This window comes from Celeribacter marinus (genome assembly GCF_965656515.1).
Lineage (GTDB): Bacteria > Pseudomonadota > Alphaproteobacteria > Rhodobacterales > Rhodobacteraceae > Celeribacter > Celeribacter marinus_D.
In genome coordinates this window covers 53,418-62,781 of sequence record NZ_CBFHKW010000010.1, presented here as the reverse complement: position 1 = coordinate 62,781, position 9,364 = coordinate 53,418, and the positions used below count along the sequence as shown (strand labels likewise).

The following is a 9,364-nucleotide window of genomic DNA, read 5'->3' as shown; positions in this document are numbered from 1 at the left end:
TTGGGCGGTGTGTCGTCCGGATACGGGCGCACGGGCCGTGTGCAGGCCGTTCAAAACGAACGTCAATTGGAGTTGGCGCATCAGCGTGCCACCGATGCGGAGCAGCTATGGCAAGGGCACGCGGAATGGTCGGTTTATGATCGTGAGGCTGCCCTTGCCCGTTTCGGGGCGTGGCTACCCGAAAGCCCGACAGGGTTTTGGATTTTCGACACCCTGTCTGCGCGCCTCAACCCTGCACGGGCCTGTGCCTCTCTTGCGGCCGCGATTGTCGCGCTGGGCGGTGAGGTTGTCCGCGAAGCCAGTGAGCAGGGCGCGGTGATCCATGCCACTGGTTGGCATGGCTTGCGCGCGTTGAATGCGGTGTTCGGGCGCGAGGTCGGGGGGGGCGTGAAAGGTCAGGCGATCTTGCTTGATTTCGATATGCGCGATGCGCCGCAAATCTATGCCCAAAGCCTGCATATTATTCCCCATAAGGATGGCACAACCGCGATTGGATCAACGTCAGAGCGTGACTTTGATCACCCCAACGAGACCGATGAATTGGCGGATGATCTTCTCGCCCGTGCGATTGTGGCCATGCCACAACTCGCCCACGCCCCCGAGATCACGCGTTGGGCGGGGGTGCGTCCGCGCGCGAAATCGCGCGCACCCATGTTGGGCGCATGGCCGGAGCGCGCGGGACATTTTATCGCCAATGGGGGCTTTAAAATCGGCTTCGGCATGGCTCCGCTTGCAGCGCGCGTGCTGGTCGACGTGATCCTCGAGGATCGAGATGAGATCCCCGAGGCCTTTCGGGTCGACGCCAGTTTATAGACGGTTTGGCGAGCGTTAGAATTCCACGCCTTTTTGGGCTTTGACACCTGCGCGGAAGGGATGTTTGATCAATTCCATTTCTGTGACCAGATCAGCGATTTCGATCAACTCTTCTTTGGCATTGCGTCCCGTCAAAACAACATGGGTCAGGGGTGGTTTTTCAGCCAACAAAAACGCCACGACATCGTTCACGTCGATGTAATCATAGCGTAGTGCAATATTGATCTCATCAAGCAAAACCATGCGGTTCTCTGGGTTGCGGATTAGCTCTTTGGCCTTTTCCCATGCAGCCTGCGCCATTTCAATGTCGCGGGCCTTGTCTTGGGTTTCCCATGTAAACCCTTCTCCCATCGTGTAAAATTCACATAGCTCCGGAAATTTCGCGGTGATCAAATCGCGCTCGCCACAGTCCATTCCACCCTTGATGAACTGCACCACGCCTGATTTCATCTTATGTGCAATACAGCGGAAAATCATCCCGAACGCGGCAGAGGATTTGCCTTTTCCCTTACCCGTATGGACAATGATTAGGCCTTTTTGATCAATCTTCGTGGCCATGATCTTGTCGCGTGCCACTTTCTTTTTTGCCATTTTCGTTGCGTGGCGGGCGTGGTCGTTCGTGTCTGTCATAGGGGTGTTCCTTAGAGAAAAATCTGGACAAAGAGCGGCGCCAAAAGCGCCGTGAGAATAGCGTTGAGGACCATGCCGATACCGGCAAAGGCACCGGCGGTCCCGTGAACTTGAAACGCGCGCGCGGTTCCAATCCCGTGGGCCGCGACACCCGTGGCGAACCCGCGCCCGCGATAATCGTGCACGCCGAGCAGGTTATTGAGCGGGGTTGTCACAACCGCGCCGATAACGCCCGTAATCAGGACAAGGGCGACCGTGAGTGTGGGCAGGCCGCCTATAGCTTCGGCCACACCAATGGCAACGGGTGACGTAGCGGATTTCGGAACGAGTGACAAAAGAACGGCGCCCTCCAATCCCATCGCGGCCCCGATTGCGACCGCAGACGCCATGGCAACAAACGATCCGACAAAGAGAGCCGCCAGAAGTGGCACAGCGGCGGATTTGACCTTTTGCCAGTTCTTCCACAGCGGAATCGCCAAGGCCACGGTCGCTGGCCCCAGCAGAAAGTGGATAAACTGAGCCCCCTCAAAGTAGGTGCGATAACTGGTGTCGGTCATCGTCAGCAATGTGGAGAGGAGTATCATCGAAATCAACACAGGGTTTACATACGGCTTGTTGCCCGACAGACGAAATAACCCGTCCCCGATCAGAAATGCGATGATTGTCGCAGTGAGCCACAACAACTGCCCCTCGGCCAGATAGGACCAGATATCAAGAATATCGGTCATTGCGGTGTCTCGTCGGCTTGGCCCATGGCGCGGCCCACGTATTTGAACGTGAGTGAGCCTGCGCCGATGGCGAGAATTGTTGAGCCGATAAGTGCAGCGGCAAGCGGTAATCCAATTTCGGAGACTTGATCAAGATATTGAACAATTCCGACACCTGCGGGCACGTAGAGTAGCGAAAGATAAGACAGAACGGTGGTGGCGGTGCCTTCTATTTTCTTACCAATAGTGGGGCGCGCCAACAGCAGCACTGCCAGAAGCACCATGCCGATCACAGGGCCAGGAAGGCGCAACGTAAACACGCGCGCGATGACTTCGCCCAAGAGCTGAAATCCTAAAAACAGTCCCAAATGAAATATCATACGCCGCCTCCCGCCTAACCCATAGTCGCAGTGTGACGGAGCCACATCAAGGACGCAAATACATCTATGTAAAAAGGGGCGCGCCTCACATGAGACGCGCCCCTTTTCAAGTCGCTGGGAAGGGATCACTCAGCGGGTACAGCGGTCGGCTCGTGAAAGCCGTAATGTTGCGTATTGAGACGAAAGACCAGCGCGACCATCGCCAATTGAAAGCCGATCGCAATGGCGGTGATGGCCCAGTATGTGATGTCGAATTTCTCGATCACACCCGCGCTCACGAGACCTTTGTTGACGAAAAAGTGCGTCAACACCGAAAGCGCCACACCGGGGCAAACCAACGCGTAGGAGCCGGCGGAGGTCTTGTTGCCAAACACGAAGTCTTTGAAATAGCCCTGACGGCGCAACACGGTCAGCCCGAGGCCGAGGAACACGAGTTGGACCGACAGGCCCTTGGCAAGGAACATCAATGTGTCTGCGGCGGTGGAGTGGCTGTTAAAAGTGGTGTGCAACCCGTGGTCCTGACGCATGAACATAATCGAGAAAATGGTCACAAACGGGATGATGATCAGCAAGGTTGGACCTGCCTCTTCGGATGTGCCGTAGTGCAGCATCGAATTGAACGCGGTGACCACAGCGAGGAGGGCATAGATAAGCGCAGCAGTTCCGAGCAGTGTTGAACCAATGATGGAAATGGCCACAACGGCGGGTTGCGTCGACATAGCGGCAGGAGCGGAAAACCCCACGGCGGCCATAATCAGCGCGAATGACGGCAATAGCTGTGCGAATGAATTGTGCGCTGTGACATCAAAAACGCCACCTTTTGACAGCACGCGCCCGAGAAAGTCGGCAATGGTGCGCAGCGCACTATAGGCAATAAGTGCAAAGGCGATCAGCGCAAGCGGGAACAGGTACTCAACGATTGTCCAAAGCTTGGGCACAAACACGAGGCCCGCGATGAAGAGCGCGTTCACAGACATGGCAAGCGCCAAGGGCATCGCCAAAAGCGTGGTTTCCGCATTGGAGTTGCGCAGATTTGTATATCGCTCGGTCTTTTTGAACTCGGCGTAGTGGCTCAGGTTCCAGATGAGCGATTTGAGGTTCAAAAACACAAATATTGCGATACCGACGACAGCGGCAAATATTGCGAATTTGAGCGGCGTGCCGCCCGTTGCCCATGCGGCCATGATGTCCTCAAAGACGGGAACAGAGCGCCCGGGGTGCGGCACCCAAAACATCAAGTACATAAAGAAAGTTACGGCGAGGCCGCCTGCCCCAACAGACGTGAGAAAGTAGAGAGGAACATAGCTCTCACTTGCTTTCGAGGTTTTCATGGTACGTCTCCTAATTCACATTCACTAAGATGAATATAATGAGGGGAGCGGACTCTCCTTGATCTGGATCAAAGGAGCAAACAGCATGTATCTTTGCTGCAATATTACTGAAAAGATGCGGGATTGGCGTATGGCGTGGGTGAATATACCTGTCTAAAAGGTTAACTTGTTATTAGATAAATTTTTAAATAACCCTACGTCAATTTTTGATGGACTCGATGCGTCAGGATATGGAGCAAAATGAAACTTTCCCGAATTTCGACTTATCCTGTCAAAAGCTTGCCCGTTACGGATCATGCCGCCCGTAATATTGGCGCGTTGGGTGTGGAGGGGGATCGTCGTTGGGCAATCCTGTACCCGACAGGCGCCGTTGCGACGCGCCGTGAGCTGCCCGAACTGGCGCGCATTGCCGTGGTTGAAACAGACATTGGCATCTTGATCTCATATGATGGCGACCACCTTGATGTGACGCGACCAAAGGGTCAACGGACGACCGCATTTGTGTTTTCAAACCGGATTGAGGGGGTCGAGGACGCAGGGAATTTAGCGGCAAGTTTTCTATCATGTGCTTTGGGTCGCGAGGTGCGTTTGGCCTACTTTCCCAATGAACCGCTTCGCCCCGTTAATACGACCTATAGCATCACGCCCCACTTTACCGGATTTGCCGATGGCTACCCGATTTTGATCACCACCAATGCGTCCTTGGAGGCGCTCAATACCGCAGCTGCATATCCCTTTGAGATGCGCAGGTTTCGCGCCAATCTGGTGATTGAGGGCGACATTGCGCCGTGGGTCGAGGACACGTGGCGGCGCATCCGCATCGGTTCGACCATTTTGCGGATCGTCAAACCGTGTGAGCGCTGCGTGATGACCACACAAGACCCCGACACCGGCGTGCAAACCGATCGCCATGAACCCCTGGCGACTCTTGGCAAGCTGCACCGATCTGCGCGCGGGCGCATCATTTTCGGCCAAAACGCGGTCGTTGAACAGACTGGAACGGTCGTTTTGGGCGATTGTGTTGAGGTGTTAGAAGATGGGCCATCGAACCTTCTCTAGGTCGTTAGGGCATTGGCCGAACCCGCGTTAACCATTTGTTAACCAAGAGATATGACGGTGGCCGCATGATATACGCCACCCACCACACCGCGCCTTTTGCGTGCGCTTTAACCGCCGCGCTCGCACTGATGATCCTGTCTGCGTGCGCGATCGATAGCCCACAAATCGGCAAGACCCTTATCACACCCACTCCGATCGTTGTAGGCGGGGCAACTTTTCGTATCTTTCGCCAGCGCGGCGGCGGCTCCAGTGTTGAGGCGCATCGCATCAACGTCATGGTCCCACCGCCATCCCGCGCTGGCATCGTCGCAAAAGCCGCGATTGCGATCACCCAAGCCACGGGGTGCCCGATCAAAACAGGCTCACTTGTTGGCGATCAGGCCTTGGTCAAAGCGGAGTTGGAGTGCCCGTTCTAGTCCCGTTTACGCAAGCGCCTCAAGGGTGGCCCGCGCCGAGTTCGACCGTGGCATCCACAACCCGCGATCCATCGCCTCCAACAACCGTTGCGCTATCTCGGCCAATGCAGGCGCGTTGTGCTCCGCGATGAATTCCCGCGTGTCGTCGTCCTCGATAAATGCGGCGTGAACGAGGTCGAAATGGTGATCCTTGACCGCACGTGTGGTGGCCGAAAACGCAAATAGATAATCTACCGTTGCGGCGATTTCGAATGCGCCTTTGTAGCCGTGGCGCTTGACCCCATCGATCCATTTCGGGTTCACAACCCGCGACCGGATCACCCGCCCGATTTCTTCGTCCAACGTGCGAATGACCGGACGGTCGGGCCGCGAATGGTCGTTATGATAAATCGGACGATCTTGTCCCTGCAATGTCGCCACAGCCGATGCAGCACCCCCCTCGAACTGATAATAGTCGTCGCTGTCCAACAGATCGTGTTCGCGGTTGTCTTGGTTTTGTACAATCGCCTCGACCTGACCCAAACGCGCCTCAAAGCCTGCGCGATCCTTGACGCCCTCGCGCCCCGCACCGTAGGCATAGCCGCCCCATTCGAGATAGGCATCGGCAAGGTCGCGGCGGTCGCCCCATAATTGCTCATCTATCATCGCCTGAAGTCCGGCACCGTAAGCCCCGGGTTTGGACCCAAACACCCGCGCCGTGCTTTCTCCACGGCGTGCGCGGGCGGCGGCGGGATTGTCCGTCTCGCTCTCGTCCATCTTTTGTACCGCACGCGCCGCACTATCGACCAAGGCGATGAGTTGCGGAAAGGCATCGCGGAAAAATCCTGACACGCGCAATGTCACGTCAACACGCGGACGCCCCAAAACGGATGCGGGCAACACCTCAAATCCTGTGACGCGGCGCGACATCGTATCCCACGTTGGTTTAACCCCCATCAGGGCCAAAGCCTGTGCGATGTCATCGCCGCCCGTGCGCATGTTGGCCGTGCCCCATGCGGTGACGAGCATGGCGCGGGGCCAGTCGCCCTGATCCTGAAGGTGACGTTCAATCAACAGGTTGGCCGATTTCCATCCAAGGCTCCACGCGGTTTGCGTTGGTACAGCGCGGGCATCGACCGAGAAAAAATTACGCCCTGTGGGCAGCACATCCAAACGCCCGCGTGTTGGCGCACCCGATGGGCCGGGGGGGACAAACCTGCCATTTAACCCGCGCAACAGCCCGTCCATTTCGGCGGGGCCACAGGCCGCAACAGTTGGCAAAACATGCTCGCGCAAATGGTCTAAAACCGGCTGTGACGCGGGGCCTGCGGCAGGTCTTCCGTCATCCAGAAGGGCCGCACAAAACGCTTCTAACCGCTCGACCGTATCGCCATTGGTGCGCCACGTTCCGTCCATAATACCGGTCAAGGCATCGGGGCGCGGGCCGGTCCATGTCTGCGCCATCTCGCAATCAAGCGGGTCGAACCCGAGCTCAAAATCCAGCGCCAAAGCCCGCACCAAAGACGCGTCTTTTCCCGTACCGTCGCCGCGTGGCACACGCACCAACGCAAGCGCGAGATCACGGGCAAGCCGCCCTGTCGGCGCGGTACCAAAAATGTGTAAACCATCGCGGATTTGCGCCTCTTTCAACTCGCACAGGTACGCGTCGAGCTTGCCCAAATCGCCGTCCTCGTCGTCGCCCGTCATACCCACATCACGGTCTAGTCCGGTCACGGCACTCAGGCTCAAAATCTCCTTGCGCAGCACCTCGATGCGGCGCGGATCAACCCCCGCCGCCTCGAAATACTCGTCCACCAACGCCTCCAGATCGCGCAGCGGTCCATATGTTTCTGCGCGGGTCAGCGGCGGGGTGAGGTGGTCGATGATCACGGCTTGCGCACGCCGTTTGGCCTGTGTCCCCTCGCCCGGATCATTGACGATAAACGGATAGAGATGCGGCATCGGCCCCATCACCGCCTCGGGCAAACAGGTCTGCGACAGGGCAAGCGCCTTGCCGGGTAGCCATTCCAGATTGCCGTGCTTGCCCATGTGGATCAGCGCGTGCGCCCCATAGGATTGGCGCAGCCAGAAATAGAACGCGAGGTAGTTGTGCGGCGGCACCAGATCGGGCGCGTGATAGGTCTCGGTCGGGTCGATGTTATAGCCCCGCGCGGGCTGAATGCCGACCACGGCGTGTCCAAACCGCAGGACCGAAAGGGCAAACCCGTCCGTCCCGTAAAACGGATCCGCCTCGGGCGCCCCCCATTGATCTTCGATCTGCGCGCGCACCTGTTGCGGTAGCGCATCATAGCATGCGCGGTAGGCCGAAAGCGTCATCCTCTCGCCGCCGTGCCGCTCGCTGCGATCGGTCAACCAGTTGGTCGGCCCTGCAAGGATCTGCGCCATCAGCGCGTCACTGCTCTCGGGAATATCCGTGACGCCGTAGCCAGCACTCGCAAGAGCGCTCAGCGTATTTACAGTCGCCGCAGGGGTATCAAGGCCCACACCATTGGCCAGTCGCCCGTCCTTGTTCGGATAGTTGGCGAGGATCAGAGCCACCTTGCGGTCGGTGGGCGGTGTATGCCGCAGCGTGGCCCAGTTTGCGGCCAGCTCTGCGACGAAATCCACACGGCTTTGGTCGGCTTGATAGGTTGCAATCGCGCACTCGGTGGCAGTGTCGAAATAGGCCTCGCCCTTGAATGATACCGCGCGGGTCAACACCCGCCCGTCGACCTCCGGAAGGGCCACATTCATCGCGATGTCGCGGGCCGATAATCCCGTCAGCCCCTCGTCCCATGCGGCATGTGACGAGCCGGCAAGAACCACTTGGAACACCGGCGCACCGTTCGCGAAATCGGCGGCGAGTGGGTTGTTGCCCGCCTTTTCGGGAGTGCCGACCGCAAAGGAAGTGCAGTTGAGAATCACATCGGGTTTGGCGTCACAAAACAGCCCATCCAGTGTGGCGACCGAAATCGGGTCTTTGAGGGAGGCCACAAAAACGGGCAGGGGGTTCAGCCCCTTTTTGATCAGCGCAGCCACCAACGCATCAATCGGCGCAAGCCCCGCACCCTGTACCAAGGCGCGGTAAAACGTGATCGGCACAACGGGCGCGCCGTGCGTCCAGTGCGCCCGTGCCGTGTCCAAATCGCACACGCCTTTGGCGGGCCAATAAACCCCCGCGCGCAACAGCGGCGCGGCGGGTGCGGGTTTTTCATCGCCCTCTAGCATTGCCTGCGCATAACTCAAAAATGCCGCCGCATTGTCAGGGCCGCCCTCCACGAGATAAGCCCAAAGCGCATGGTAGTCCTGTGACGAAACCGTTGATAACCCTGCCAATTCCGCATCAGGCTTGTCATCTCCGGGAAGCGCCACAAACGGAATCCCCGCCTCATAAAGGCGTGCGGCGTAGTGCTCCAACCCGTATTTCCAATAGCCCGATCCGCCCAGAACCCGCGCGATCACCATGCGCGATTTGGTGGCGCAATCGTCAAGGTGTAGATCAACCGACATCGGGTGGCGCAGGTGCATCAGTTGCGACAGGCGCAGCGATGGCGGGGCATCCATCCCCGCCCGCGCATGGGACAATGCGGCCAGTTCGGTATCGGCCGCAGAGATCACCACAAGGTCCGCAGGGGTCTGTGCGAGGTCGAACGCCTCGTTGCCATCGTCGATTGATCCGGGGGTGGCGGCCAACAGATGCATCTGTCTCTCCTTGAAAAGCCGCGCGGTTTACGGCATCAGCGAGAAAACCACGAAAGGTTATCTCATGGACTATGGTAAATCAGGCGCGCCGAAGCTCGGCAAAAATGCCCCGCGTCACGCGGAACACAACGCCAAAGGGTCGTCAAAAAACCCCTATGGCAAAGCGGCTCCAAAGGCCGAATTGCTCGCCCGTATGAAAGCGGCAGCGACCAAAAAAGCGGACTAAAGCGCCTTTTCGTAGAACACGGAGACCCCGTTGTTTGCGTAATCGCCAAAGGCCCCGCAGCGGGTGAACCCGTGGCGCTCATAAAGACGACAGGCGGCGTCCAATTCGTCGCCTGTCTCCA

At 58.0% G+C, this 9,364-nt stretch carries 9 protein-coding genes; 4 read left to right on the top strand and 5 right to left on the bottom strand.

Annotated features, from left to right (window positions below; translation table 11 throughout):
* Positions 1–813 (top strand): NAD(P)/FAD-dependent oxidoreductase (locus ACTG34_RS04145; protein WP_439103748.1); only part of this gene is annotated, 813 nt, incomplete at its 5' end.
* Between the two features lie 15 nt (positions 814–828).
* Here ACTG34_RS04145 and cobO read toward each other — a convergent pair.
* The 4 genes from cobO to ACTG34_RS04125 form a co-directional block, all read right to left on the bottom strand.
* A complete protein-coding gene (cobO, locus tag ACTG34_RS04140) occupies positions 829–1,443 on the bottom strand; it encodes a cob(I)yrinic acid a,c-diamide adenosyltransferase (RefSeq protein WP_439103747.1) in 615 nt (204 codons plus the stop codon).
* A gap of 11 nt (positions 1,444–1,454) precedes the next feature.
* A complete protein-coding gene (locus ACTG34_RS04135) occupies positions 1,455–2,171 on the bottom strand; it encodes an LrgB family protein (RefSeq protein WP_439103746.1) in 717 nt (238 codons plus the stop codon).
* Complete coding sequence (locus ACTG34_RS04130; protein WP_439103745.1) at positions 2,168–2,530, bottom strand: CidA/LrgA family protein; 363 nt, start codon at positions 2,528–2,530, stop codon at positions 2,168–2,170. Before ACTG34_RS04130 ends, ACTG34_RS04135 begins: the two co-directional genes overlap by 4 nt.
* A gap of 125 nt (positions 2,531–2,655) precedes the next feature.
* A complete protein-coding gene (locus ACTG34_RS04125; RefSeq protein WP_439103744.1) occupies positions 2,656–3,861 on the bottom strand; it encodes a TsoY family (seleno)protein in 1,206 nt (401 codons plus the stop codon).
* A 240-nt stretch (positions 3,862–4,101) separates the two neighbouring features.
* On the opposite strand from ACTG34_RS04125, the gene ACTG34_RS04120 reads away from it, so the two are divergent.
* Both ACTG34_RS04120 and ACTG34_RS04115 read left to right on the top strand, forming a co-directional pair.
* Entirely contained in the window at positions 4,102–4,920 is an 819-nt protein-coding gene (locus ACTG34_RS04120; RefSeq protein WP_439103743.1) for an MOSC domain-containing protein, read from the top strand.
* A 65-nt stretch (positions 4,921–4,985) separates the two neighbouring features.
* Positions 4,986–5,336, top strand: coding sequence for a hypothetical protein (locus ACTG34_RS04115; protein WP_439103742.1), 351 nt, complete (start codon positions 4,986–4,988; stop codon positions 5,334–5,336).
* A gap of 6 nt (positions 5,337–5,342) precedes the next feature.
* Here the strand turns inward: ACTG34_RS04115 and cobN are convergent, their stop codons facing one another.
* A complete protein-coding gene (cobN, locus tag ACTG34_RS04110; RefSeq protein WP_439103741.1) occupies positions 5,343–9,017 on the bottom strand; it encodes a cobaltochelatase subunit CobN in 3,675 nt (1,224 codons plus the stop codon).
* Between the two features lie 64 nt (positions 9,018–9,081).
* On the opposite strand from cobN, the gene ACTG34_RS04105 reads away from it, so the two are divergent.
* Positions 9,082–9,243 (top strand): hypothetical protein, encoded by a 162-nt coding sequence (locus ACTG34_RS04105; RefSeq protein ID WP_439103740.1) that lies wholly within the window; start codon positions 9,082–9,084, stop codon positions 9,241–9,243.
* Positions 9,244–9,364: the final 121 nt, after the last annotated feature.